Source organism: Sphingomonas spermidinifaciens (genome assembly GCF_002351485.1).
Taxonomy (GTDB): domain Bacteria; phylum Pseudomonadota; class Alphaproteobacteria; order Sphingomonadales; family Sphingomonadaceae; genus Sphingomonas; species Sphingomonas spermidinifaciens.
In genome coordinates this window covers 1,297,858-1,321,135 of record NZ_NWMW01000001.1, presented here as the reverse complement: position 1 = coordinate 1,321,135, position 23,278 = coordinate 1,297,858, and the positions used below count along the sequence as shown (strand labels likewise).

The following is a 23,278-nucleotide window of genomic DNA, read 5'->3' as shown; positions in this document are numbered from 1 at the left end:
GCCGCCTCCTGACAGGGCAATGCGGCGGCTTTCGGGCGGGCTTATAGCAAGCCTTCGGCGCGATACCACTTGGCGGTGGCGGCAAGGCCGGGCTCAGTCGCGATCGCCGGGCGCCAGAGCGCGGGCGGCGGGCGGCGGTCGGCGCGCACGACCCAGTCAGGATGGCTGAAATAGGCCGCGCGGTCGGGCGTGAGCTTGGCCCTGTCCCCCTGTACCGCGCGGGCGATGCGGGCCGACAGCATCAGGAGCGCGCGCGGGGTCGAAAGGGTCAGGACGCGGCGGCCGACGGCGCGGCCGAGCGCGCGGGCGAAGTCGACATGCGACCAGCCCATCGGCGCCTCGTCATCGACCTCGAACAGGCCGGCCGCATCGCTGCTCGCGAGCGCGAGGAGCAGGTCGGCGAGGTCGTCGACATGGATGGTCGAGAAGCGGCCGGGCGGGGGCAGGGGCACGACCCCTCGCGCTGCCAGCCGGAACAGCTCGAGCATCTCGTGGTCGCCGGGGCCATAGATCGCGGGCGGGCGCACGACCGCGGCATCGGGCAGTGCGGCAAGGACGGCGGCCTCCCCCTCGGCCTTTGACCAGCCATAGGTCGAGAGCTCAGGCTCGCGCGCCGAGAGCGAGGAGACGTGGACGAAGCGCGGGGTGCCCGCGGCCTTTGCGGCGGCGACCACCGCCTCGGTCCCGGTGACGTTGCCCGCGACGAAGCCCGCCTTGTCGCGCGCGTTGACGACGCCGGCGACGTGGATGACGGCATCGACGCCCGCGAGCAGCGCCGCCAGCGCCTCGGGCGTATCGAGCGCGCCCGAGACCCAATCGACCCCCTCGCGCGCCGCCTGTGTTCGGCGCGTGAGCGCGCGGATGCGGTGTCCGGCGGCAAGGGCACGATCGATCAGTCGTTTGCCGACGAACCCCGTGCCGCCGGTGATCGCGAGCAGGCTCATAACAGGGCCATGTGGTTGCGATGGACCAGCGCCGATCGCGGCGCATAGCCGAGCAGCGCCTCGTGCTCGTCGCTCCGCCGCCCGACGATCAGCACGGCGTCGGCATCGCCATATTCGGCGAGGCCGCGGGCGATCGGGCGCGCATCTGGACCGGCAAGTACGACGAGGTCGCCGCGCGCGAACCGCCCCTCGACGCGCGTCGCCCCCGCGGCCAGCAGGCTGCGGCCCTCCTTGAGCGCGGCGCAGGCGCCGGCATCTACATGGATGGTCCCTCGCGCCGTCAGCCCGCCGCGCAGCCACGCCTTGCGCGCGGGCGCGCCGGTCGCGGCGACGAAGATCGTACCGTGACCCGTTGCCGCGAAGCGCGCCAGCGCATGGTCGCCGTGGCCGCTCGCGATGGCGAGATGCGCGCCAGCGGCGACCGCGATGCGCGCCGCCTCGACCTTCGCCACCATGCCCCCCGATCCCATGCCCGAGGCGGAGTGGCGATCGGCCATGTGCTCGATCGCGGCGATATGCTCGACCCGCGGGATCAGCGTCGCCGCCGGATCGGTCACGGGATTGGCGGTGTAGAGCCCGTCGACATCGGACAGCAGGATCACGCCCCCCGCCATCGCCGCCCCCGCCACGCGCGCAGCGAGGCGGTCATTGTCGCCGAAGCGGATCTCCTCGGTCGCGACCGAGTCATTCTCGTTGATGATCGGCACCACGCCCAGCTTGAGCAGCCGGTCGAGCGTCGCCGCGGCGTTGAGATAGCGGCGGCGATCCTCCAGATCGTCGAGCGTCAGCAGCATCTGCGCCGCGGTCAGGCCATGGTCGTGGAGGAGGCTGGCCCAGGTGCCGGCGAGCGCGATCTGCCCGGTCGCCGCGGCCGCCTGCGCATCCTCAAGGCTTGCGCGCCCGCCCTTGGCCAGCCCCAGCCGCCGCGCCCCGAGCGCAATCGCCCCCGAGGAGACGATCGCCACCTGCTGCCCGGCTTTCACCCGCCCGGCGACGTCGGCGACGAGGCTCGCCAGCCACTCGCGCCGGATCGCGCCCGCGGGATCGACGAGCAGCGCCGAGCCGACCTTGACCACCAGCCGCGGACAGGCGGCGGGGGCGAAGGGCGCGGCGGTGCGTTCCGCGATCAGATCGGCGACCATTCCTTTGCTTCCCCCTGATCGTCGCCCGGTTCCTCGTCGTCCTCGCGCATTTCGGCATAGGTGGTGGCTTCCGCCGGGCCGATCGTCTCGATCAGCCGGTCGAGCACCGCCTCCACCCCCGTGCCCGTCGCGCCCGACATCGGCAGCACGAGCGCGCCGCCCGACGCCTCGCGCAATTCCTCGCTTATCGCGGCGATCAGTTCCTCGTCGAGGAGGTCGCACTTGTTGAGCGCGATGACTTCGGGCTTGTCGGTCAGGCCCGCGCCATAAACCTCGATCTCCTCACGGACGACGCGATATGCCCGGCCCACATCCTCGCCATTGGCGTCGATCAGGTGGAGAAGCACGCGGCAGCGCTCGACATGGCCGAGGAAGCGGTCGCCGATCCCCGCGCCGTCGGCCGCCCCTTCGATCAGGCCGGGGATGTCGGCGAGCACGAACTCGCGCCCCTTGTGCTTGACGACGCCGAGCTGGGGCCGCGTCGTCGTGAAGGCATAGTCGCCGACCTTGGCGCTTGCGTTGGTCACGGTGTTGAGGAAGGTCGACTTGCCCGCATTGGGAAGGCCGAGCAGCCCGGCATCGGCGAGGAGCTTGAGCCGCAGCCACACCCACGCTTCCTCGCCCGGCCAGCCGGTGCCGTGCTGGCGCGGCGCGCGGTTGGTCGAGGTCTTGTAGCTCGCATTGCCGCGCCCGCCGTCGCCGCCGCGCAGGAAGACGATGCGCTGGCCGACATGGGTCAGGTCGGCGAGCAGCGTGCGGTCGTCATCGTCCGCCAGCACCTGTGTCCCCACCGGCACCTTGATGACGAGGTCGTCGCCGCCACCGCCGGTGCGGTTCGAGCCCGCACCGCCCTTGCCGCGCGGCGCGCGGAAATGCTGAGTGTAGCGGAAGTCGATCAGCGTGTTGAGGCCGGCGACCGCCTCGAAGATGATGTCGCCGCCCTTGCCGCCGTCGCCGCCGTCGGGCCCGCCATATTCGACGAACTTCTCGCGCCGGAAACTGACGGCGCCGCCGCCGCCATGTCCCGAGCGGACATAGATCTTCGCCTGGTCAAGGAAATGCATCGCGCGCCGTTAGCGCAACCGGGGCGATCCGTCACCCTTTTGCGCCGCACCTTGCGCTCTGGCGGGCGATACGCCATATTGCTTTGGCTAAAGTCGCAAATCGACGGTTCTCGCTTTGCGGCGCTCTCCTTCTTTCCCTGCTGACCGGCAACCGGTTCTGCGCCACTTGCGCAGGCGAAACGAAGGAATACCCAAATGGCCATCACCGGCACCGTCAAGTTCTTCAACGCCGACAAGGGCTATGGCTTCATCGCCCCCGATACGGGCGGCAATGATGCGTTCGTCCATATCAGCGCGGTCGAGCGTTCGGGCATGGTCACGCTTCAGCAGGACCAGCGCGTCACCTACGAGCTCGAAGAGGATCGTCGCGGCAAGATGGCCGCGGTGAACCTCAACGCGGCCGACTGACGCCGTGTCCCGTGCGGCGGCGTTCGCGCCGCCGCACCACCCTTTGCCAACCAAGGAACAGCACGATGAGCGATGATGCCGCCACCTTCCGCGGTCGTGCAGACCAAGCGCGCGCCGATGCCGCCGCCTCCAACCTCCAGAACGTCCGCGACCGCTGCGAGCGGTCGGCGGTGACCTGGGACGCGATGGCCGTCCGCGCCGAACGCATCGCCCAGGAACGCGCCGCAAGAGCCACGCCGCGCGAGGCCTAGCCCGTTCGGCATTCCGAACGCGCGTTCGGGCAGGCGTTGCCCGCGAGCGACATGGGTGCCGAAGCCGCGCGATGCTTGCCGGAGTCGGCGGGCTCAGGGCCCTTGGTCGCTTCTCGTGCCGTCAAGACTCCAACCACGTGCGACCGCATAGCGGAATAGGCGGGCTGACGCCCGCCGATGCTGTCGGGCGCGTTGTACGCCCCATCTGCCAAGGTGCCCGCGCACTCTACCTGTGAATGGACGGGCTGAGGGGGACGTCACCAAGCCGGCCGCGACGCGATAGGCACTGAAGTCCGGCTGTCCGACGATTCAACTGCTCGGAGATACGCTGCCGCAATGGCGAGCCGAACGTGTTTCGCTGTGATCCCGGACGTGCCGCCGTTCGCAGGCGAATCGCGCGACGGCGCTCCGCTGGAGCGCTTAGTGATCCGCGCAAAACTAACAATTTTCTCAATCTCGTAATTTCCTGTTTCGGCTGGAAACACTGCCGGTTTCGCGCGATTGGTCGGTCGCAGACCGGCGATAGCCGGCGCATCCGCAGGAACCCCAACCGGACGAGAGAGGAGAACCCCTGATGTCCCTGACCTTGACCCTCGCCGCGATGTTGCTGGGCGAGATGATCGAGCACCGCGTGACCGTCTCGCATGGCGGCGCCGAGCACGCCGCGACCTACCGCGCGCGCGTGACGCTCGATACCAAGACGATCGGTGCGCATACGCCCAATCGACCCTCGCGCCAGCATTGCGCCTGGACCGCAGCGATCACGATCGAGCGCGCGCTCGATGCCGCGCCGCAGGCCGCACGGGCGGTGGCGACCGATCGCACTTTGCGCGGTACGCATCCCGGCGCCTGTCAGACAGCACGACCGGCAATCGCCGAGACGGTCGCTCGCCGCAGCCCGGCGGTCCGCGACCGGCTGGTCGCTGCGGTTGAGGCTGACCGAGCGACGCTGGCCGCCGAATTGGCGGCGCTCAACCCGAATGGCTGAGCTGAAGACGTGGCTGCTCGCGCTGGCACTGGCCGGCGCGAGTACGGCCGAGGCGCAGGAACTGAGCCGCCCGACCGGGTCGCTCGAGGCGACCACCGATCATCGGCGCCGTGGCCTGTCGTGGAGCGATGGCGATCCGGCGCTCGACGCGATCGTGTCGGTGCCGGTCGCGGGGCTGCGCCTCGATGCGCGGGGGACGACGACACGCGGCGCGCGCCGGCATGGTGGAGCGGACGCCGTGTTCGATGCGTCGGCGACCTATGCCACGCAGCTTGCGAGCGGCATTTCGCTTAGCGCAGGGGCGACGGGGCACTTCTTCGCCGGGTCGGACGTGAAGGCCGATTATGGCGAGATCGACCTGGGCGTTGGCTATGCGCTGGGGCCGCTGCAGTTCGACGTGGCGGCAAGCTATGCGCCCGATCAGGCCGCGATCGGCGGCGACAACCTCTACCTTCAGGCGCGCGCGAGTGCGGGCATCCCGGGAACGGGGATCGACCTGGCGGCGCATGTCGGGCGGACTTCGGGCTCGACCGACGATCCGGTGCTGGCGGCCCGGTTGCGGCCTGAACTTGGGAGCTATGTCGACTGGGGCATCCGGGCCGAGCGGCGCTTCGGGCCGCTTGCGTTAGGGCTGCGCTATTCGGGCACCGATGTGAATACACGGGGCGTCGCGGCGTCGCCATTCGCCGATGTCGATGACGCGGGCGACCGGGTGACGGCGCACGCGGTGGTGTTCTTTTAAGGTCGCACGCAAACATGTCACCCCGGATCAAGTCCGGGGTGACAATGTAAGCAAGTTCAGTCCGCCTTGGCTGCTTCCGACCGCTTGCCGCCCTTCTTCTTTGCCTTTTTGGGCGGAGCAGGGACGATCTCGAAGCTGAGCGCATTGTCCTTGAGCTTCACGCTCACCTCGCCGCCATGGACGAGCTTGCCGAACAAAAGCTCCTCGGCCAGCGGCTGCTTGATCTTCTCTTGGATCAGGCGGCCCATCGGGCGCGCGCCATAGAGCTTGTCATAGCCGCGCTCGGTCAGCCACGTCTTCGATTCGTCGTCGAGGCGGATATGGACGCCGCGGTCGGCGAGCTGGAGCTCAAGCTGGAGGATGAACTTGTCGACGACGCGGTTGACCACTGCCGGCGGCAGATAGGCGAACGGCACGATCGCATCGAGGCGGTTGCGGAATTCGGGGGTGAAGAGCTTCTTCACCGCCTCCTCCTGCACATCCTCGCGCGCGATCTCGCCGAAGCCGATCGATTCCTTCGCCATGTCCGACGCACCCGCATTGGTGGTCATGATGAGGATGGTGTTGCGGAAATCGACGGTCTTGCCGTGGTGATCGGTCAGCTTGCCGTTGTCCATGACCTGCAACAGGATGTTGAAAAGGTCTGGGTGCGCCTTCTCGATCTCGTCGAGCAGCAGCACGCTGTGCGGGTTCTGATCGACCGCATCCGTCAACAGGCCGCCCTGGTCATAGCCGACATAGCCCGGGGGCGCACCGATCAGCCGGCTGACCGAATGGCGCTCCATATATTCGGACATGTCGAACCGCTGAAGTGGGATGCCCATGATCTCGGCCAGCTGCTTGGCGACCTCGGTCTTGCCGACGCCGGTGGGGCCGGAGAAGAGGTAGTTGCCGATCGGCTTGTCGGGATCGCGCAGGCCCGCACGGCTGAGCTTGATGGCCGACGACAGCACCTCGATCGCGGTGTCCTGCCCGAACACCACGCGCTTCAGGTCGGTCTCGAGATTGGCGAGCACGCGCGTGTCGTCGCTCGACACCGTCTTGGGCGGGATGCGCGCCATCGTCGCGATGACGGCCTCGATCTCCTTGGGCGTGATGACCTTCTTGCGCTTCGAGGGCGGCACCAGCATCTGCATCGCGCCCACTTCGTCGATCACGTCGATCGCCTTGTCGGGCAGCTTGCGGTCGTTGATGTATCGGCTCGACAGTTCGACCGCCGACTTGATCGCGTCCGGCGTGTACTTGACCGAATGATGCTCCTCGAACGCCGAGCGAAGGCCGGCGAGGATCTTGATCGTGTCCTCGACGGTCGGCTCGTTGACGTCGATCTTCTGGAACCGGCGCAGCAGGGCGCGATCCTTTTCGAAGTGGTTCCGGAACTCCTTGTAGGTGGTTGAGCCGATGCATCGGATCGTTCCGCCCGACAGCGCCGGCTTCAGGAGATTCGAGGCGTCCATCGCGCCGCCGCTGGTTGCACCGGCGCCGATCACGGTATGGATCTCGTCGATGAACAGCACCGCGTGCGGCAGCTTCTCGAGCTCCGACACCACCTGCTTCAGCCGCTCCTCAAAATCGCCGCGATAGCGCGTGCCGGCGAGCAGCGCGCCCATGTCGAGCGAGTAGATCACCGCCTCGCGCAGCACGTCGGGCACGTCGCCCTCGACGATCTTGCGCGCAAGCCCTTCGGCGATGGCGGTCTTGCCGACGCCGGGATCACCGACATAGAGCGGGTTGTTCTTCGACCGGCGGCAGAGGATCTGGACGGTGCGATCGACCTCCGGCCCGCGGCCGATCAGCGGATCGACCTTGCCGTTCCTGGCCTTTTCATTGAGGTCGACGGTGAACTGCTTGAGCGCGCTTTCGCCCTTCTGGTTCTTTTCCGCCTGCTTGGCCTGCGGCTTCTCCTCTTCGGCGCCCTTCACCTCGCGCGCTTCGGTAGGCGTGCCGCCCTTGCCGACGCCGTGGCTGATATAGCTGACCGCGTCGAGGCGGCTCATATCCTGCTGCTGCAGGAAATAGACGGCATAGCTCTCGCGCTCACTGAACAGGGCGACGAGGACGTTGGCGCCCGTCACCTCGTCGCGGCCCGAGGACTGGACGTGGAGGATCGCGCGCTGGACGACGCGCTGGAAGCCGCTGGTGGGCGAGGGATCGGTGACGCTGTCGACCTTCAGCGCCTCGAGCTCGGTGTCGAGATAGTGGGCGACTGTGGTCTTGAGCTCGCCCAGATCGACGCCGCATGCGCTCATCACCTTCGAGGCGTGCTCGTCATCGACGAGCGCGAGCAGCAGGTGTTCGAGCGTCGCATATTCGTGGCGGCGCGAGGACGCGGCCTCCAGCGCCTTGTGCAGCGTGGATTCGAGGGCGGATGCGAAGGACGGCATTGGGGAAGTTACTCCGGTGGGGCCGCTTGGGGACTCGCGACCCGGAAGTGCAATGTCGGGTGCGCCGGCGCGGTGTGCAAGTCGGCAGTGAGGGCAGGGGGCCGCACTAGGATGGCGCGGCGCGCGATCATCGGCGGAACAGCGCCTCTGCGCTCGATCGATGACTGCCGGCCCGGTCGCGGTGCGCCTTGACCCGCGCAATCTCTGCCTCAAGCGCGGCGATGCGAGCGCCCAGCTCCTCAATCGACATGGGATCGAGATCCTGGCGCGCCAGCATCGCGACGGGATCGTAGCTGCGGCGCGGCAAAATATCGTCGGCGTCCATCCCCCAAGCGTTGACCGCATGGGCCGCGATGTCAATAAGCGCGGGATTCACCATGGCCGAACAGGGGGGCCGGGTGATGCTGAGGGGGCGGGGCATGAACGTACCGGATGTTATGCGTGCGATCGATCCGGCCGCGTCCGGCGGCCCCGAGGTGCTGGTCGTGTCCGAACGCCCGGTACCGCGGCCTGGCGAGGGGGAGGTGCTGATCCGCGTCGCGGCCGCGGGCGTCAACCGCCCCGACGTGCTGCAGCGCAAGGGCGGCTATCCGCCGCCGCCGGGCGCGCCGTCGATCCTAGGGCTCGAGATCGCAGGCGAGGTCGTCGCGGTGGGCGAGGGCGTGGAGCCCGCGCTGATCGGCCAGCCCGTGTGCGCGCTGGTGGCAGGCGGCGGTTATGCCGAATACTGCCTTGCGCCCGCCGGCCAGTGCCTGCCCGTCCCCGACGTGCTGTCGATGGTCGAGGCGGCGGCGATCCCGGAGACGCTGTTCACCGTCTGGACCAACCTGTTCGAGCGCGGCTTCGCGGCGGAAGGGGACACGGTGCTCGTCCATGGCGGGACCAGCGGCATCGGCACGATGGCGATTGCGCTGTGCAAGCTGTTCGGGGTCGAGATCATCGTCACCGCTGGCTCGGCAGGCAAATGTGCCCGCGCGCTCGAACTCGGCGCCGATCATGCGATCGACTACAAGGCCGCCGATTTCGTCGATGAGGTGACGCGGATCACCGGCGGGCGCGGCGTGCAGGTCGTGCTCGACATGGTCGGCGGCGACTATCTGCCGCGCAACCTCAAATGCCTGGCCGAGGACGGCCGCCATGTGTCGATCGCGGTGCAGCGGGGCGCGGAGGCGACGATCCCGATCTTCGACATCATGCGCCGGCGCCTGACGCTGACGGGCTCGACGCTTCGCCCGCGCGATACTGGCTTCAAGTCGATGGTCGCCGACGAACTCGCCCGCACCGTCTGGCCGCATGTAGAGGCTGGCCGGCTGAAGCCGGTCATCGACCGGACGTTCCCGCTGGCGTGCGCGGCGGAGGCGCATGCGCGGATGGAGGCGGGGGACCATGTGGGAAAGATCGTGCTGACGATCTGATCACGCTCCCATTCTTCAGAGAGGGGAGGTCGATGGCCATCACACCCCCGTAACCCTCCCGCCGCCGCCGTGTAACAATCCTCGCCCATGGCCGTGGGAGCCAGAAGCTTGCCGGGGAACACGCCATGGGCACCGTCACCAAGCTGCCGTTCGACGCCGCCGACCTTGCCGACTTCCATGCCTCGCAGCCGCACCGGCCGGAACGCGGCGACATCGTCCGGCGGCGCTATCGCACCGTCTGGATCAGCGACGTCCATCTCGGCACGCGCGGGTGCAATGCCGACATGCTCATCGACTTCCTCGACCATGTCGACAGCGAGACGATGTACCTGGTCGGCGACATCTTCGACGGGTGGCAGCTCAAGAAGAAGTTCTACTGGCCCGCCAGTCACAACGACATCGTCTGGCGGATCATGAAGCGTGCCAAGCGCGGCACGCGCATCGTCTATATTCCCGGCAATCATGACGAGATGTTCCGCCAGTTCACCGGGCTCGACTTCGGCGGCGTGAAGATCAAGCGGCAGGCGATCCACACCACTGCCGACGGGCGCCGCCTGCTCGTCCTGCACGGCGACGAGTTCGACGCGATCACGCTGTCGCATCGCTGGCTCGCCCATGCCGGGGACGCCGCCTATCACCTGATGATGACGCTCAACCGCTGGGTGAACGTCTATCGCCGGGTCATGCGGCTCCCCTATTGGTCGCTCAGCAAATACGCCAAGCACAAGGTCAAGAACGCGGTCGAGTTCATCTCGAAGTTCGAGGAGATCGTCGCGCATGAGGCCAAGGCGCGCGGCGTCGACGGGGTGATCGCCGGGCATATCCACACCGCGGACTATCGCCGGATTGACGGAATCGACTATTACAACGACGGCGACTGGGTCGAGGGCTGCACCGCCCTGGTCGAGCATGACGACGGCCGCATGGAGATTCTGCACTGGGCGGACGAGATCCGGGCGAGGGAGGCGGCGGAAGCGGCCGCGACGACGCGGGCAGCGGCCTGATCGCGTCGGGCGCGCCCATGCGAATCGCCATCGTCACCGACGCCTGGGAGCCGCAGGTCAATGGCGTCGTCCGCACGCTGAAGTCGATCCGCGCCGTGCTCGAGCGGCAGGGGCATTCGATCGAGGTCGTGTCGCCCGATCGCTTCTACTCGCTGCCGTGCCCGACCTATCCCGAGATCCGCCTCGCCATGGCGACGACGGGCGCGGTCGGCTCGATACTCGAGGACTTTGGCCCCGACGCGATTCACCTGGCGACCGAGGGGCCGGTCTGCGTCGCGGCGCGGCGCTGGTGCCTGCGCCACGGATATCCCTTCACCACGGCCTATCACACGCAGTTTCCGGACTATGTGTCAGCGCGGTCGGGCGTGCCGGCCGAGTGGATCTGGCGCTATATCCGCTGGTTCCATGCGCCCGCGCGCGCGGTGCTCGCTTCGACCGCCTCGATCCGGCGGACGCTGGAGGGACATGGCCTTGTGCAGGTGCGACACTGGGGCCGGGGGGTCAATCTCTCGCGTTTCCATCCGGCTGTGACGCCGCATCCCGAACTCGCCCGCCTCTCTGGGCCGGTCCAGCTCTATGTCGGGCGCGTTGCGATCGAGAAGAATCTTGAGGCGTTCCTCAGGACGCGCCAGCCCGGCACCCGCGTCGTCGTTGGCGACGGACCGGCGCGGGCCGAGCTCGAGGCGCGCTATCCCGATGCGGTGTTTCTTGGCGCACGCTTCGGCGACGAGCTGGCCGCCTGCTACGCCGCCGCCGACGTGTTCGTCTTTCCCAGCCGCACCGACACCTTCGGCCTCGTCATGATCGAGGCGCTGGCCTGCGGCACGCCGGTCGCTGCCTATCCGGTGACCGGTCCGGTTGATGTGCTGACGCCGGAAACAGGGGCGATGGACGAGGACCTCGACGCCGCGATCGCCGCGGCACTGACGCGCGACCGGGGCGCCTGCGCCGCTTATGGCCGGACGTTCACCTGGGAAGCCAGCGCGGCGCAGTTCCACGCCGCGCTGGTTCCAATCCACAGGACGGCGGTGGCGGCCTGAGAGCGGACGACCGCTTCTTCAGCACCCGCTTGTGCTTGCGCGGCGCTTCCACTAGATCAGGTGCGTTAGCGGCCACCCGGCGACGGGTGGCCCTTGTTGTTTTTGCAATCGGAGACTTGGCCGTGGCCCAGCCGCTCATGCCGCATGCGACCGCTTCCTGGCTGGTCGACAACACTGCGCTCTCGTTCGAGCAGATCGCCGAGTTCTGCGGCCTCCACATCCTCGAGGTTCAGGCGATCGCCGACGATACCGCCGCCACCAAGCTGACCGGCCGCGATCCCGTTCGCGCACATGAATTGACGATGGAGGAGATCGAGAAGGGGCAGGCCGACCCCGACTATCGACTCCAGATGCTGAAGGGGCCCGAACAGGTCCGCCGCACCAAGGGGCCGCGCTACACTCCGGTCAGCAAGCGGCAGGACAAGCCCGACGGCATCGCCTGGATCATCCGCAACCATCCCGAAATTTCGGACGGCGCGATCGGCAAGCTGATCGGCACCACGCGCACGACGATCGCGGCGATCCGCGACCGCACGCACTGGAATATCGGCAACATCACGCCGAAGGACCCGGTGACGCTCGGCCTCTGCTCGCAGCGCGAGCTCGACGCGCTCGTGGCCAAGGCCGCCAAGGCGGCGGGGATCGAGCAAGTCCAGGACACCCGTCTGGAGGGGGACCGCGAGGCACTGCTCGAGCAGCTGCGCGCCGAGCGCGAGGCGGCCGCACGCGCGGGCGAGGTCGGCGAGGAAGCTGCGCCGCGCCCGCTGTTCGAGGATCCGTTCAAGCGCTGATCGCGTTTGCCATGCCCCCCGCGCCCGCGCTAAGGCGGCGCGGGCGGCGACCGTCTGCGGCGTCAAAACGAGTGGTGACATGGGTCTCAACATCTTCACCTGGTGGAACGGCGCGACCATCGGCACGCTCGCGGGCCTGCGCGGCAAGACCAAGGTCGGCACCGATGCCGAGGGCAATGTCTATTGGCAGGGCGGGAAGGATACCGCCGGTCGCCCGCGTCGCTGGGTGATCTACAAGGGATCGAACGACGCCAGCCGCGTACCGCCCGACTGGTTCAGCTGGCTGCACCATCAGATCGACGACGTGCCCGACCGTGCGCTGCCGCCTGTGCGCGCGTGGGAAAAGCCGCCGGTGCCCAACATGACCGGCACGCCGCTCGCCTATCGACCGCCGGGCACGCTCGAAAAGGGCGGCGAACGCGTGCGCGCGACCGGCGATTATGAGGCATGGTCGCCCGAGGCGTGAGCCCGCGACTGAAGTGGGTCGGCGCCGCCGTGGCGGTGCTGCTGATCGCGGTTGGCGGCTGGTTCGGCGTTTCCGCCTGGCGCCGCGCCGCCGGGCCCGAGACGGCGGCCGCGCCGCCCCCCAACGCCTCGCTGCCCAGCCCCGACGTTGCCGGTCCCGACCAAGCGGCGAATGGCGAGGTCGTCGCTCCACTCGAAACCGCGACGATCGCGACGAAGGGCGTGACGCCCATGGCGCAGCGCGTGGCGGTGCTGGGTCTGCTGAACAAGCGCAACGGCGACAGCCGCGAGCTCCAGATGCGACCGGGCCAGGCGCTGCGGGCGGGCAATGTCGTCGTCCGCCTGCGCGCCTGTGAGCGGACGGGACCGTGGGAGCCCGAGCAATATACCGGCGCCTTTGTCCAGCTGGACGTCGAGGGCAGCGACCGCAAGTGGCGGCGCGTCTTCTCGGGCTGGCTCTATCGGGAGCGGCCGGCGCTCAACGTCGTCCAGCACCCCATTTACGACGTCTGGGTCAAGAGCTGCACGATGGCTTTTCCTGAGGGCGGCGCCGAGACGGTGTCGCTCGGCAAAGGCGAACCCACGTCGAAGGCGGCGCCGAGGCGATCGAGCGCGCCGAACGAGCCCGAAAGCGAGGGGACGCCTGCCACCAGCCCACCCGCCGAAGGACCGAGCGCCTCACCCAGCAACGCCATATAGGCGTCGCGCTTGATCTCCACCGCGCCCATCGAGCGGAGGTGATCGGTTTGGAACTGACAGTCGAGCAAGGTGAAGCCGCCGACGCGCAGCCGCGCGACGAGCCAGGCGAGCGCGACCTTCGACGCATCGGTCGCGCGGCTGACCATACTCTCGCCGAAAAACGCACGGCCGAGCGCGAGGCCATAGAGGCCGCCGACCAGCCGCTCGCCCTCCCAAACCTCGACCGAATGGGCGAAGCCCATCTCGTGCAGCCGCGCAAAAACATGTGCGATCGGCGGATTGATCCAGGTCTCGGGCCGATCCTCGGCACTTTCCGCGCATAGACCGACGATCGCGTCGAACGCGCGATCGGCAGTAACGCGAAACCGGTCGCGGGCGATCGTCTTGCGAAGCGAACGGGACAGGCGGAAGCCGTCGAGCGGGAGGATGCCACGCATCCGCGGCTCCACCCAGTAGACGCCGGGCGCGTCGCGGTGGTCGGCCATCGGGAACACGCCCATCGCATAGGCGCGCAGGACGAGCTCAGGATCGAGCCGCTGATAGAGCGACAGCCGTCGCGTCATGCGAGCCGGCGCTCGACCGCCTGCCACAGCTCGCCGAACGCACGCGCGGCGGCGCTCTTTGGCGCGAAGCTGCCGACCGGCGCGCGGCGCGCGGCCATGGTTTCGACCATGCTCGCCATCGGGATGACGGGCCAGTCGGGTTCGGCGGCGAGCGCCTCGGCATGGAGCTTGCGCCGGCGATCGACCATCGCGTGGACGGGCATCAGCGCGGCGCGTCCGCTCTTGCCGTCGAGATGGCGCTTCACTTCCTCGAACGCGCGGGTCGAGAGCGGCGAGGGATTGACGGGCACGACGATCAGGTCGGCGGCGCGCATCACCTGCTCGCTCGTCTCGGTAAGGCCCGGCGGGCAATCGAGGATCAACCGGTCATAGGCCTTGTCGAGCGAGGCAACGAGCTTGGCCAGCCGCTTCTTCTTGTCGAGTTCGTGAAACAGGCGGTCGAGGCTGCGAAGCGACGCATCTGCACCAATGAGGTCGATCCGGTCATACGGGGTGGGGCGGATCAGTTGCTCGACCTCGACATCGCGGGTGAAGACGGCCTGCGCCTGATCCCGCGCCTTTCCGCCGCCGCCGAGCAGCCAGGTCGAGGCGGCTTGCGGATCCAGGTCCCAGACCAGGGTCCGCCGTGCCGACAGCGTCGCCGCGCACCAGGCGAGGTTGACCGCCAGCGTCGTCTTCCCGACGCCGCCTTTCAGGCTGTAGATCGCGACGACCGCCACGCCGTTCTTCTCCTGCTATGCCGAGCCAAAGCTGCCGCCTAGCGCCGCCGTGCGCAAGGGCGGCGGCACGCAAAAAGGGCCGCCGCATCGCTGCGACGGCCCTCTCGATCTTCAGCGATGCCGCGCGATCATACGTGGCAGGTCAGGTCGCCCTTGCCGGGGATCGTGACCTTGATGTTCTCCATGTCGCCGGTCAGCGAATAGCCGCCCTCGGCCGTCAGCGGCTGCCCAGCCTCATCGGCCTTGAGCACCGTCGGCGTGCCACCCTTCTCGGTGCGCAGATTCGCCATCTTGTCGCCCTGGAAGAAGTCGACGAACACGAGGCTGTTGCCCGGCTGGCAGCGGAAGCTGACCGAGCCCTTCATCGCGGGCGGAAGCTCGACCGGCGCGGCGTTGGCGAGCTGGTCGGCAAGCGGGTCCGGCGGAAGGGCGTTGACCACTTCCGGCTCGTTCTGACACGCGGCGAGGGGAAGCGCGGCGAGGGCCGCGACCAAGGGGAGGATGTGCTTCATACGGGCCGGACGCTTCGCGCATGCAACATCCCGCGTCAAGAGCGAAGACGGGCTCCGGCGGCGACATCATTGCTGCGCTGCACCCTCCGCGGGCGACAGGATCACCTCGACCCGGCGGTTGCGCTGACGCCCGGCCGCATCGTCGCTGCCATCGGGGCGCGCATTCGGCGCGGTCGGGCGCAGTTCGCCGAGCCCTTTTGTCTGCAGCTTGGTACCGTCCACCGTCCGCACGCCGATCAGATAGTCACGTACGGCAGTCGCGCGCGCCTCGGACAGTTTCTGGTTATAGGCGTCGTCGCCCTTGGTGTCGGTATGCCCCTCGATCGCGACAGTGGGCGGATTCTGCGCCTTGATGAGCTCGGCCAGCTTGTCGAGCGTGGGGCGAGCGTCGGGCCGGATCGTCGCCTTGTCATAGTCGAACAGCACGTCGCCGGGCAGCTCGATCAGGGTGCCGCGATCGGTCTGCGTCGCCTTGAGCTCCGACTGCAGCGACTGGACCTGGGTCAGCGCGGTGCGTCCGACCCCGCCGCCCTCAACCCCGCTCGCGCTGCCGCCCGCCGACCGCAGCTCCGAATGCGACGCGGCGAAGGCCGTTAGGCTGCTGACTTTTTTTTTGAGCCGTCGTCGGACCAGGCGGCGCTGGTGACGGGCAGGTCGAGGACGTATTTCGGATTGTAGCTCCAGTCGCTGGTCCCGCCATCCTCATTGACGACGAGCTGCAGCCGGTTGGTCTGCGGCACTGCGCCGATGAAGACGAGGTCGCCGGTCACGGTCGCCCCGGACTGGATCTTCACCCGCTCGTCGGTGACGGGCGGCGACAGGAAGAACTTGCGGTTGTCGGCGAGCAGATAGGTGCGCTTGTTGTTGGCCGTCCAGTTGAGCTGCACCTCGCGCGTGTGGCCGTTGACATAGGTCATGTTGACCACCGTCTCGGTCGGCTTGACCTGCACCGAATTGATCTTGAGCACGCCGCCATTGGGATGTTGCTGCTCAGCCGACAGCTTCATCGGCTGGCCGCCGCCCAGAAGCTTGTCGAAGATCCCGGCTTCCTCGGGGGTCAAATCCGCCGCTTCGTTGCGCGACGTGGCCGTCGACTCGGCATTCGCCGCCTTGTCCTGATCGCCGCCGTTGCAGGCGGCGAGCGTCAGTGATGCCGTGGCGGCAAGCAGCAGGCGAGCCTTCATCGATCACTCCCGTCGATCATTTCGTCGGGCGAACAACCCCTTGTCCGGCAATGAAGTTCCTATTCGTGGAACTCGCCGAGTTCGGGAATGCGGCCGAAGGCGATCTTGGTGCCCACCCGGTCGATACGGCCGCCACCGAGCGGCCCGACCGTCACGGCGTTGCGCCCGAAGCGCTCGTTCACCCGGTCCATCGCGCGACTGAGCGCGAGGCCGCGCGTCTCGCGTGCCAGCGGATCGTCGGGGTCGAGCATCGCGAACAGCGATGCCTGCTCGCCCGTCACCGGCTCGATCTCCGCCAGCGTCACCCCGACCATGCGCAGGCGAAAGCCACCCGGCCGCGCGCGCCCGGCGGCGGCAAGGCGAGGGAAGAGGCCGTCGAGCGCGGTGAGGATGACGAAGCTGTCCTCGGTCGCGGGCAGCTTCACCGACGCGCGCCAGTTCGATTTGTCGTCCTCGAACTTCCCGTGGAGGATCAGGAGACGGCTGCGATAGCCCTTGCGCCGCAGCCGGCTCGCTGCCTTGAGCGCCAGCCGGCGCGCGGTGAGGCGGGTGGGTTCGAGGCCCCGCTTCGAGGGGCTGAGGACGTGGCTGTGGCCGATCGTGCGGCTCTGCGTCGGCTTGGAGGGGAGGTCGACGCCGTGGAGCAGGTACCAGAGCCGGTCGCCGTCGGTGCCACCCCAGGCCGACCCGGCATCGCGCGGGCGGCGGGCGCACAGCTCGGCGATGTCGTTGATCCCCTCGACCGCCAGCCGCCTTTCCATGCGCGGCCCGATCCCGGCGATGTCGCGCAGCTTCAATGCGAATAGCCGCTGCGGCAGCTCGGCGCTTTCCAGGACGGTCAGCCCGTCGGGCTTCTCCATGTCCGAGGCGAGCTTGGCGAGCAGGCGATTGGGGGCGATCCCGACCGAAGAGCGCAGGCACTCGCCGACATTGGCGCGGATGCCCGCCTTGATCCGCCGGGCGAGCGCGACGGCGTGGTCGCGGTCGTTCTCGTTGTCGAGCAGGCGGCAGGCGACCTCGTCGATCGAGCAGACGTGCGTGACGGGCACGTGCTTCCAGATCTCGGCGACGATCGCGTCGTGGAACTCGACATAACGGCGGTGGCGGGCGGGGGTGACGACAAGCGAGCGGCACAGCCGCTTCGCTTCCCAGACCGGTGTGCCCGTTGAGATGCCGTAGCGCTTTGCCTCGATCGAGGCGGCGATCGCCACCGTCGTGTCGCTGTCGACCGGCGCGACGATCACCGGGCGGCCGCGCAGCTCGGGCTGCAATTGCTGCTCGACGCTCGCGAAATAGCTGTTGAGGTCGAGGAACAGCCAGCGAAGCGGCCGCGGGGGCAGCGCAAGCAGCGGGGGCGACTCGACCGTCATGCGGGAACAATAAAGGAACATTCGTCCTCGCGCAGCCCGCTTTCAACGCGCGCAATCCTGTCGCATAGGGGGTGCCGTTACCGCGTTTCAGGGAGAGGCCCCATGAAGACCCGCGCCGCCGTTGCGTTCGAGGCGAAGCAGCCGCTCGAGATCGTCGAACTCGACCTCGAGGGGCCCAAGGCCGGCGAGGTGCTGGTCGAGATCATGGCGACGGGCATCTGCCACACCGACGCCTACACGCTCGACGGGTTCGACAGCGAAGGCATCTTCCCAAGCGTGCTGGGCCATGAGGGTGCCGGCGTGGTGCGCGAGGTGGGAGCGGGCGTGACCAGCGTGGTGCCGGGCGACCATGTCATCCCGCTCTACACCCCTGAGTGCCGCCAGTGTAAGTCGTGCCTCAGCGGCAAGACCAACCTCTGCACCGCGATCCGCGCGACCCAAGGAAAAGGGCTGATGCCCGACGGGACGACGCGCTTTTCCTACAAGGGCCAGCCGATCTTCCATTACATGGGCTGTTCGACCTTCTCGAACTTCACCGTGCTGCCCGAGATCGCGGTGGCGAAGATCCGCCGCGACGCGCCGTTCAAGACCAGCTGCTATGTCGGCTGCGGCGTGACGACGGGGGTGGGCGCGGTGGTGAACACCGCCAGGGTGCAGGTCGGCGACAATGTCGTCGTGTTCGGCCTTGGCGGCATCGGCCTCAACGTCATTCAGGGTGCGCGGCTGGCGGGCGCGGGCCGAATCGTCGGTATCGACATCAATCCCGACCGCGAGGCGTGGGGACGCCAGTTCGGCATGACGCACTTCCTGAATACCAAGGGGATGAGCCGCGAGGAGGTGGTGGCGAAGGTGGTCGAGCTGACCGACGGCGGCGCCGACTACAGCTTCGATGCGACCGGCAATGTCGAAGTGATGCGCACCGCGCTCGAATGCTGCCATCGTGGCTGGGGCACGAGCGTGATCATCGGCGTGGCCGAGGCGGGCAAGGAGATCGCGACGCGCCCCTTCCAGCTCGTCACCGGGCGCAACTGGCGCGGGACGGCGTTCGGCGGGGCGAAGGGGCGGACCGACGTGCCGAAGATCGTCGACTGGTACATGGAAGGGAAGATCGCGATCGACCCGATGATCACCCATGTCCTGAGCCTCGAGGAGATCAACAAGGGCTTCGACCTGATGCATGCGGGCGAGAGCATCCGCAGCGTCGTTGTTTACTAAGGGAGGAGCGGATCACGATGTTCACGCACATCATGCTGGGGTCGAACGATCCCCAGCGCGCCAAGCAGTTCTACGACGCGGTGATGGCGCCGCTGGGGGTGGGGCCGGGCTTCGATGCGGGGACGCGGATCTTCTATCGGGGGCCGGGCGGCGCGTTCGGCGTCGGCACGCCAGCCGATGGCCGGCCCGCCAGCCACGCCAATGGCGGTACCGTGGGCTTCGCCGCGCCCGACGCGGCGGCGGTCGATGCCTTCCACGCGGCGGGGATCGCCAATGGCGGCACCTGCGAAGGACCGCCCGGACGCCGCGCCAATGCGCCCGGAAAGGCCTATGGCGCGTATCTTCGGGATCCGGACGGCAACAAGATCTGCGCCTTCGCCAAGGTAACGGAGTAACCAAGATGCTCAATCACGTCATGGTCGGGTCGAGCGACCTCGACCGGTCGAAGGCCTTCTACGATGCAACGCTCGGCGTGCTTGGTGCGGGCGAGCCCATCCGCAACATCGCGCCGAGCGGGCACACGCGCCTCCTCTACATCCATGACGGCACGATGTTCATCCTGACCCAGCCGATTAACGACGAGCCCGCGACCGTCGCCAACGGCGGCACGATCGCGTTCAAGTGCCACTCGGCCGAGCAGGTGAAGGACTTCCACGATGTCGCCGTGGCCCATGGCGGCACAACATGCGAGGACCCGCCGGGACTGCGCGACGGCAATCTGGGGCCGATGCACCTGTCCTATGTCCGCGATCCCGACGGCCACAAGCTCTGCGCGATCTGGCGGCCCTAGCCGTGGAGACGGTGTCGACAGCGCGCGCGTTCGGCGGAACGCAGGGCGTCTACCGCCACCGGTCGTCGGCAACGGGGACCAACATGACCTTCTCGGTCTTCGTCCCCGACCATGCGCCGGGGGCGCGGTTGCCGGTCGTCTGGTACCTCTCGGGGCTGACCTGCACCCACGCCAACGTCACCGAGAAGGGCGAGTATCGCCGCGCCTGTGCCGAACACGGCCTGATCTTTGTCGCGCCCGACACCAGCCCGCGCGGCGAGAGCGTGCCCGACGATCCGGCGGGCGCCTATGACTTCGGCCTCGGCGCCGGCTTCTACGTCGATGCGACCGAGGCGCCGTTCGACCGCCATTACCGGATGTGGTCCTATGTCACCGAGGAACTGCCCGCGCTGATCGGCGAGGCCTTTCCCGCCGACATGGGGCGCCAGTCGATCATGGGCCATTCGATGGGCGGGCACGGTGCGCTGACGATCGGCCTGCGTCATCCGGAGCGCTTCAGTGCGGTGAGCGCCTTCGCGCCGATCGTTGCCCCCGGTCGGGTGCCGTGGGGCGAAAAGGCGCTGACCGGCTATCTGGGTCAGGATCGCGCCAAGTGGCGGCGGCACGACGCCGTCGCGCTGATCGAGGACGGCGCACGGGTGCCCGAGCTGCTCGTCGACCAGGGCGAGGCCGACAATTTCCTTCGCGAGCAGCTGCGGCCCGAATGGCTCGCGGCGGCGTGCAGCGCGGCGGGGATCGACCTCACGCTCCGGATGCAGCCGGGCTACGACCACAGCTATTACTTCATCTCGACCTTCATGGCCGATCACCTCGCCTGGCACGCGGCGCGGCTCCAATAGCGCGCGCGCGCGTTTCCCGCTGCCAGCACGGGAGACGAAGATGGCACGGACGGCGGTGGTGACGGGCGGCGCGCAGGGGATCGGCAAGGGGCTGGTCCAGCATCTGCTCGCCGAGGGCTGGCGCGTCGCCGCGCTCGACCTGGACGAGGAAGCGGTGGCCGAGCTCGCCGCCGAGCTGCCGGACGACCGCCTTCTCGCGCGCACATGCGACGTCGCCGACGAGCGGGCGGTAGCGGCGGCCTACAAGGCGATCGACGCCTGGCAGGCGGCGGCGGGCGAGGGGGCGGGGATCGACCTGATCGTCTCGAACGCCGGGCTCGCCGATCCGGTTATCGGCCCGATCGAGGAGGCGAGCCTTGCCGACTGGCGGCGCTGGCAGGACAGCCATGTGACGGGCGCATTCCTGATGGTGCGTGGCGGGGTGCCGCGGCTGCGCGAACGTAGCGGATCGAGCATCGTCCTGATCGCCTCGACCCGCGCGCTCCAGTCGGAACCCTTTTGCGAGGGCTATGCCGCGGCCAAGGGCGCGCTCTGCGCGATGACCCACGCGCTGGCGGTCAGCCTGGGGCCGGCGATCCGGGTCAATGCGGTGCTCCCCGGCTGGATCGAGACGGGGCCGTGGCAGAAGGCGTCGGCGCGGGCCAAGCCCGAGCATCGCGATGTGGACCGCGACCAGCACCCGGTTGGCCGCGTCGGCGAACCGCGTGACATTGCCGCCACCGTGGCCTGGCTGGCGAGCGAGGGGGCGGGGTTCGTGACGGGGCAGCAGATCGTCGTCGATGGTGGGATGACGCGGCGCATGATCTACGCGGAATAAGGCCCGCAGGTCGACCTCGGCCTCCGCCGGGATACGCGTGAGCGGCAACCGCTCCGTCACCCCGGACCGAGTCCGGGGTGACATGAGGCCTAAGTGCCCGGTTTCAGCACCACCTTCGTCCACTCATTCTGGTAATTGCGGAAGTTGTAATAGCCGTCGGGGGCCTCCTCGAGCGGCAGGCGGTGGCTGATGAGGAAGGTGGTGTCGATCTTCCCCTCCTCGATCAGGCCGAGCAACAGGTGGGTAAAGCGCTGGACATGGGTCTGGCCTGTGCCGATCTTCAGCCCCTTCTCCATCAGCGCGCCCAAGGGAAACTTGTCGGTCATGCCCCCATAGACGCCGGGGATCGAGACGCGCCCGCCCTTGCGGCAGGCGAGCAGCGCCTGTTTCAAGGCGCTTGCCCGATCTGCGCCGATGCCCACCGTCTGCTTGGCCACGTCGAGCATGTTGTCGATCGCGAAGCCGTGCGCCTCCATTCCCACCGCGTCGATCACCGCATCGGGGCCGATCCCGCCGGTCATCTCGAGCAGCGCCTCGCGCACGTCCACCTCGCGAAAATTGAGCGTCTCGCAGCCGAGGCCCTTGGCGAGTTCCAGCCGGTGCGGGTGGTGGTCGATGACGATCACGCGCTCGGCATTCATCACCTTCGCGCTTTGCGCCGCGAACAGCCCGACCGGCCCCGCGCCCCAGACCGCGACGGTATCGCCGCCCTCGATCGCGGCATTCTCCGCCGCCATCCAGCCGGTGGGGAGGATGTCGGACAGGAACAGGACCTTCTCGTCCTCCAGATCGTCATTCTCGATGACGATCGGGCCGACGTCACTGAACGGCACGCGGACATATTCGGCCTGGCCGCCGGGATAGCCGCCGGTCATGTGCGAATAACCGAACAGCCCGCTCATCGGCTGGCCGTAGAGCGTCTCGGACATCTCGCGCTTCTCGACGGGATTGGAATTGTCGCAGGCGCTGTATTGCTGCTTCTCGCAGAAGAAGCAGCTGCCGCAGGAGATGGTGAAGGGGACGACGACGCGCTGGCCCTTTTTGAGCGTCGAGCCGGGGCCGGTCTCGACCACCTCGCCCATGAACTCGTGGCCGAGAATGTCACCTGCCATCAGGCCCGGGATCACGCCGTCATAGAGGTGGAGGTCTGACCCGCAGATCGCCGTCGCGGTGATCTTGATGATCGCGTCACGAGGATTGACGATGCCGGGATCGGGATGGGTGTCGACGCGGACGTCCTTCTTGCCGTGATAGGTGAGCGCGCGCATCAGGCTTTCTCCGTCTCGATCCGGTTGTCGCTTGTCGGGATCTCGCCCGTTTCCATCAGCGCCTTGAAGCGGCGAAGATCGCGCCGCGCCTGCTGCGCGGGTTCGCGTTGGAGGAGCTTGGCGATCGCCACCCCCGCCTGACCCGCGGGAGGCACATAGGCGACGACGAGCTCGACCTGCGTACCGCGGCCGCCGGGGGCATCGCGAAAGGCGACACGACCCTCGGTGTCGATGCGGGAACCCTCTACCGATCGCCAGGCGATGAGTTCGCCCGCACGCTCGCTCGCGATCTCGGTGACGACCGTCACGCTCGTCTCGCCGGGGGCGACGATCTCCCATTCCCAGCGGCCTTCGCTCAGCGGGCGGACGGCGTTCAGATTCTCCATGAACGCCGGCAGGTTGGTGAAGTCGCGCCAGAAGTCGAACAGCTCCGCGCGCGACGGCTTTGCGACAGTTACCGTCTTGCCGACGACACGGTAGCGGCCGAAGCGCTCGCGCCGTGCGGTGCGGCCGGGTGCGTCGCCGGTGGCGGCGGGCGCGTCCCTGGCGCTGCTGCGGGCGAGCGCGAGCAGGCCGATCGCGGCGGCGCCGATGGCAAGCGCGGTCCGGGGCTTCGGGGCCTTCATCGGGCGGGGGTCCGGGGCATGGGCATCCTCCTTGGTCA

At 68.3% G+C, this 23,278-nt stretch carries 27 protein-coding genes and 1 pseudogene; 15 read left to right on the top strand and 13 right to left on the bottom strand.

The genetic code is table 11. The annotated features are described in order from the left end of the window. Positions 1-41 precede the first annotated feature (41 nt). The 3 genes from COC42_RS06295 to obgE are packed head-to-tail and all read right to left on the bottom strand — an operon-like array spanning position 42 to position 3,150. Positions 42-944: an NAD-dependent epimerase/dehydratase family protein gene (locus COC42_RS06295; RefSeq protein ID WP_096342327.1), complete on the bottom strand. Its 903-nt coding sequence runs from the start codon at positions 942-944 to the stop codon at positions 42-44. Continuing rightward, the gene (gene proB, locus COC42_RS06290; RefSeq protein WP_096342326.1) at positions 941-2,086 is read right to left on the bottom strand and encodes a glutamate 5-kinase; all 1,146 of its coding nucleotides are present in this window, start codon (positions 2,084-2,086) and stop codon (positions 941-943) included. Before proB ends, COC42_RS06295 begins: the two co-directional genes overlap by 4 nt. Next, positions 2,071-3,150, bottom strand: a complete 1,080-nt coding sequence (gene obgE, locus COC42_RS06285) for a GTPase ObgE (protein ID WP_096342325.1) — start codon at positions 3,148-3,150, stop codon at positions 2,071-2,073. Before obgE ends, proB begins: the two co-directional genes overlap by 16 nt. A gap of 195 nt (positions 3,151-3,345) precedes the next feature. Here obgE and COC42_RS06280 point away from each other — a divergent pair, with 195 nt between their 5' ends. From COC42_RS06280 to COC42_RS06265, 4 genes are all read left to right on the top strand, one after another. After that, positions 3,346-3,558 carry a cold-shock protein gene (locus COC42_RS06280; protein WP_096342324.1) on the top strand — a complete coding sequence of 71 codons (213 nt, stop codon included), beginning with the start codon at positions 3,346-3,348 and terminating at the stop codon, positions 3,556-3,558. A gap of 65 nt (positions 3,559-3,623) precedes the next feature. Further along, positions 3,624-3,809: a hypothetical protein gene (locus tag COC42_RS06275; protein ID WP_096342323.1), complete on the top strand. Its 186-nt coding sequence runs from the start codon at positions 3,624-3,626 to the stop codon at positions 3,807-3,809. Positions 3,810-4,383: 574 nt separating this feature from the next. After that, a complete protein-coding gene (locus tag COC42_RS06270; RefSeq protein WP_141395792.1) occupies positions 4,384-4,797 on the top strand; it encodes a hypothetical protein in 414 nt (137 codons plus the stop codon). Then, the gene (locus COC42_RS06265) at positions 4,790-5,539 is read left to right on the top strand and encodes a TorF family putative porin (RefSeq protein WP_245843885.1); all 750 of its coding nucleotides are present in this window, start codon (positions 4,790-4,792) and stop codon (positions 5,537-5,539) included. Before COC42_RS06270 ends, COC42_RS06265 begins: the two co-directional genes overlap by 8 nt. A 56-nt stretch (positions 5,540-5,595) precedes the next feature. Here the strand turns inward: COC42_RS06265 and clpA are convergent, their stop codons facing one another. Both clpA and COC42_RS06255 read right to left on the bottom strand, forming a co-directional pair. Next, a complete protein-coding gene (gene clpA / locus COC42_RS06260) occupies positions 5,596-7,923 on the bottom strand; it encodes an ATP-dependent Clp protease ATP-binding subunit ClpA (RefSeq protein ID WP_096342321.1) in 2,328 nt (775 codons plus the stop codon). A 127-nt stretch (positions 7,924-8,050) separates the two neighbouring features. Then, positions 8,051-8,248 carry a DUF1192 domain-containing protein gene (locus tag COC42_RS06255; RefSeq protein ID WP_096343137.1) on the bottom strand — a complete coding sequence of 66 codons (198 nt, stop codon included), beginning with the start codon at positions 8,246-8,248 and terminating at the stop codon, positions 8,051-8,053. A gap of 94 nt (positions 8,249-8,342) precedes the next feature. On the opposite strand from COC42_RS06255, the gene COC42_RS06250 reads away from it, so the two are divergent. The 6 genes and pseudogenes from COC42_RS06250 to COC42_RS18155 form a co-directional block, all read left to right on the top strand. After that, positions 8,343-9,338, top strand: a complete 996-nt coding sequence (locus COC42_RS06250) for an NAD(P)H-quinone oxidoreductase (protein WP_176484572.1) — start codon at positions 8,343-8,345, stop codon at positions 9,336-9,338. Positions 9,339-9,463: 125 nt separating this feature from the next. After that, complete coding sequence (locus COC42_RS06245; protein ID WP_096342319.1) at positions 9,464-10,342, top strand: UDP-2,3-diacylglucosamine diphosphatase; 879 nt, start codon at positions 9,464-9,466, stop codon at positions 10,340-10,342. A 17-nt stretch (positions 10,343-10,359) separates the two neighbouring features. Further along, a complete protein-coding gene (locus COC42_RS06240; protein WP_096342318.1) occupies positions 10,360-11,382 on the top strand; it encodes a glycosyltransferase family 4 protein in 1,023 nt (340 codons plus the stop codon). 122 nt (positions 11,383-11,504) lie between these two features. Next, the gene (locus tag COC42_RS06235) at positions 11,505-12,173 is read left to right on the top strand and encodes a DUF1013 domain-containing protein (RefSeq protein ID WP_096343136.1); all 669 of its coding nucleotides are present in this window, start codon (positions 11,505-11,507) and stop codon (positions 12,171-12,173) included. Positions 12,174-12,252: 79 nt separating this feature from the next. Further along, positions 12,253-12,639: an NADH:ubiquinone oxidoreductase subunit NDUFA12 gene (locus tag COC42_RS06230; protein WP_096342317.1), complete on the top strand. Its 387-nt coding sequence runs from the start codon at positions 12,253-12,255 to the stop codon at positions 12,637-12,639. Next, positions 12,621-13,103 (top strand): annotated as a pseudogene (locus COC42_RS18155) (DUF2155 domain-containing protein); the annotation flags it as partial. The gene COC42_RS06230 and the pseudogene COC42_RS18155, both read left to right, overlap by 19 nt. Positions 13,104-13,138: 35 nt before the next feature. Here COC42_RS18155 and aat read toward each other — a convergent pair. From aat to COC42_RS06195, 6 genes are all read right to left on the bottom strand, one after another. Continuing rightward, on the bottom strand, positions 13,139-13,900 hold the full coding sequence (aat, locus tag COC42_RS06220; protein ID WP_096342316.1) for a leucyl/phenylalanyl-tRNA--protein transferase: 762 nt from the start codon (positions 13,898-13,900) through the stop codon (positions 13,139-13,141). Next, the gene (locus COC42_RS06215) at positions 13,897-14,619 is read right to left on the bottom strand and encodes a ParA family protein (protein WP_096342315.1); all 723 of its coding nucleotides are present in this window, start codon (positions 14,617-14,619) and stop codon (positions 13,897-13,899) included. The genes aat and COC42_RS06215 overlap by 4 nt, the downstream gene beginning before the upstream one ends. Before the next feature lie 128 nt (positions 14,620-14,747). Then, positions 14,748-15,131: a hypothetical protein gene (locus COC42_RS06210; RefSeq protein ID WP_096342314.1), complete on the bottom strand. Its 384-nt coding sequence runs from the start codon at positions 15,129-15,131 to the stop codon at positions 14,748-14,750. 66 nt (positions 15,132-15,197) lie between these two features. After that, positions 15,198-15,557 carry an OmpA family protein gene (locus tag COC42_RS17610; protein WP_176484571.1) on the bottom strand — a complete coding sequence of 120 codons (360 nt, stop codon included), beginning with the start codon at positions 15,555-15,557 and terminating at the stop codon, positions 15,198-15,200. 167 nt (positions 15,558-15,724) lie between these two features. Further along, on the bottom strand, positions 15,725-16,315 hold the full coding sequence (locus tag COC42_RS06200; protein WP_096342312.1) for a hypothetical protein: 591 nt from the start codon (positions 16,313-16,315) through the stop codon (positions 15,725-15,727). Between the two features lie 59 nt (positions 16,316-16,374). Then, entirely contained in the window at positions 16,375-17,685 is a 1,311-nt protein-coding gene (locus COC42_RS06195; RefSeq protein ID WP_245843883.1) for a Y-family DNA polymerase, read from the bottom strand. Positions 17,686-17,787: 102 nt separating this feature from the next. Here COC42_RS06195 and COC42_RS06190 point away from each other — a divergent pair, with 102 nt between their 5' ends. From COC42_RS06190 to COC42_RS06170, 5 genes are read left to right on the top strand one after another with little or no spacing between them, the layout of a single operon-like run. Beyond that, on the top strand, positions 17,788-18,900 hold the full coding sequence (locus COC42_RS06190) for an S-(hydroxymethyl)glutathione dehydrogenase/class III alcohol dehydrogenase (RefSeq protein ID WP_096342310.1): 1,113 nt from the start codon (positions 17,788-17,790) through the stop codon (positions 18,898-18,900). A gap of 17 nt (positions 18,901-18,917) precedes the next feature. Next, the gene (locus tag COC42_RS06185) at positions 18,918-19,295 is read left to right on the top strand and encodes a VOC family protein (RefSeq protein WP_096342309.1); all 378 of its coding nucleotides are present in this window, start codon (positions 18,918-18,920) and stop codon (positions 19,293-19,295) included. Between the two features lie 5 nt (positions 19,296-19,300). Next, positions 19,301-19,690: a VOC family protein gene (locus tag COC42_RS06180; protein ID WP_096342308.1), complete on the top strand. Its 390-nt coding sequence runs from the start codon at positions 19,301-19,303 to the stop codon at positions 19,688-19,690. A 2-nt stretch (positions 19,691-19,692) separates the two neighbouring features. After that, the gene (gene fghA / locus COC42_RS06175) at positions 19,693-20,529 is read left to right on the top strand and encodes an S-formylglutathione hydrolase (RefSeq protein WP_096342307.1); all 837 of its coding nucleotides are present in this window, start codon (positions 19,693-19,695) and stop codon (positions 20,527-20,529) included. Positions 20,530-20,569: 40 nt separating this feature from the next. Further along, positions 20,570-21,346 carry an SDR family oxidoreductase gene (locus tag COC42_RS06170; RefSeq protein ID WP_096342306.1) on the top strand — a complete coding sequence of 259 codons (777 nt, stop codon included), beginning with the start codon at positions 20,570-20,572 and terminating at the stop codon, positions 21,344-21,346. A gap of 89 nt (positions 21,347-21,435) precedes the next feature. On the opposite strand, the gene COC42_RS06165 is transcribed toward COC42_RS06170, so the two are convergent. Continuing rightward, positions 21,436-22,614, bottom strand: coding sequence for a zinc-dependent alcohol dehydrogenase (locus COC42_RS06165; protein WP_096342305.1), 1,179 nt, complete (start codon positions 22,612-22,614; stop codon positions 21,436-21,438). Beyond that, positions 22,614-23,240 carry an SRPBCC family protein gene (locus COC42_RS06160; protein ID WP_096342304.1) on the bottom strand — a complete coding sequence of 209 codons (627 nt, stop codon included), beginning with the start codon at positions 23,238-23,240 and terminating at the stop codon, positions 22,614-22,616. Before COC42_RS06160 ends, COC42_RS06165 begins: the two co-directional genes overlap by 1 nt. Positions 23,241-23,278: the final 38 nt, after the last annotated feature.

What these genes read in the sequence shown, in the direction of transcription:
- aat (WP_096342316.1), bottom strand. Translation starts at nt 13,900, where the DNA reads ATGACGCGACGGCTGTCGCTCTATCAGCGGCTCGATCCTGAGCTCGTC.
- COC42_RS06195 (WP_245843883.1), bottom strand. Translation starts at nt 17,685, where the DNA reads ATGACGGTCGAGTCGCCCCCGCTGCTTGCGCTGCCCCCGCGGCCGCTT.
- COC42_RS06230 (WP_096342317.1), top strand. Translation starts at nt 12,253, where the DNA reads ATGGGTCTCAACATCTTCACCTGGTGGAACGGCGCGACCATCGGCACG.
- COC42_RS06245 (WP_096342319.1), top strand. Translation starts at nt 9,464, where the DNA reads ATGGGCACCGTCACCAAGCTGCCGTTCGACGCCGCCGACCTTGCCGAC.
- COC42_RS06255 (WP_096343137.1), bottom strand. Translation starts at nt 8,248, where the DNA reads ATGGACGCCGACGATATTTTGCCGCGCCGCAGCTACGATCCCGTCGCG.
- COC42_RS06165 (WP_096342305.1), bottom strand. Translation starts at nt 22,614, where the DNA reads ATGCGCGCGCTCACCTATCACGGCAAGAAGGACGTCCGCGTCGACACC.
- COC42_RS06160 (WP_096342304.1), bottom strand. Translation starts at nt 23,240, where the DNA reads ATGAAGGCCCCGAAGCCCCGGACCGCGCTTGCCATCGGCGCCGCCGCG.
- obgE (WP_096342325.1), bottom strand. Translation starts at nt 3,150, where the DNA reads ATGCATTTCCTTGACCAGGCGAAGATCTATGTCCGCTCGGGACATGGC.
- clpA (WP_096342321.1), bottom strand. Translation starts at nt 7,923, where the DNA reads ATGCCGTCCTTCGCATCCGCCCTCGAATCCACGCTGCACAAGGCGCTG.
- COC42_RS06270 (WP_141395792.1), top strand. Translation starts at nt 4,384, where the DNA reads ATGTCCCTGACCTTGACCCTCGCCGCGATGTTGCTGGGCGAGATGATC.
- COC42_RS06190 (WP_096342310.1), top strand. Translation starts at nt 17,788, where the DNA reads ATGAAGACCCGCGCCGCCGTTGCGTTCGAGGCGAAGCAGCCGCTCGAG.
- COC42_RS06280 (WP_096342324.1), top strand. Translation starts at nt 3,346, where the DNA reads ATGGCCATCACCGGCACCGTCAAGTTCTTCAACGCCGACAAGGGCTAT.
- COC42_RS06180 (WP_096342308.1), top strand. Translation starts at nt 19,301, where the DNA reads ATGCTCAATCACGTCATGGTCGGGTCGAGCGACCTCGACCGGTCGAAG.
- COC42_RS06265 (WP_245843885.1), top strand. Translation starts at nt 4,790, where the DNA reads ATGGCTGAGCTGAAGACGTGGCTGCTCGCGCTGGCACTGGCCGGCGCG.
- COC42_RS06185 (WP_096342309.1), top strand. Translation starts at nt 18,918, where the DNA reads ATGTTCACGCACATCATGCTGGGGTCGAACGATCCCCAGCGCGCCAAG.
- COC42_RS06295 (WP_096342327.1), bottom strand. Translation starts at nt 944, where the DNA reads ATGAGCCTGCTCGCGATCACCGGCGGCACGGGGTTCGTCGGCAAACGA.
- COC42_RS06250 (WP_176484572.1), top strand. Translation starts at nt 8,343, where the DNA reads ATGAACGTACCGGATGTTATGCGTGCGATCGATCCGGCCGCGTCCGGC.
- COC42_RS06200 (WP_096342312.1), bottom strand. Translation starts at nt 16,315, where the DNA reads ATGAAGGCTCGCCTGCTGCTTGCCGCCACGGCATCACTGACGCTCGCC.
- COC42_RS06275 (WP_096342323.1), top strand. Translation starts at nt 3,624, where the DNA reads ATGAGCGATGATGCCGCCACCTTCCGCGGTCGTGCAGACCAAGCGCGC.
- COC42_RS06210 (WP_096342314.1), bottom strand. Translation starts at nt 15,131, where the DNA reads ATGAAGCACATCCTCCCCTTGGTCGCGGCCCTCGCCGCGCTTCCCCTC.
- proB (WP_096342326.1), bottom strand. Translation starts at nt 2,086, where the DNA reads ATGGTCGCCGATCTGATCGCGGAACGCACCGCCGCGCCCTTCGCCCCC.
- COC42_RS06170 (WP_096342306.1), top strand. Translation starts at nt 20,570, where the DNA reads ATGGCACGGACGGCGGTGGTGACGGGCGGCGCGCAGGGGATCGGCAAG.
- COC42_RS06240 (WP_096342318.1), top strand. Translation starts at nt 10,360, where the DNA reads ATGCGAATCGCCATCGTCACCGACGCCTGGGAGCCGCAGGTCAATGGC.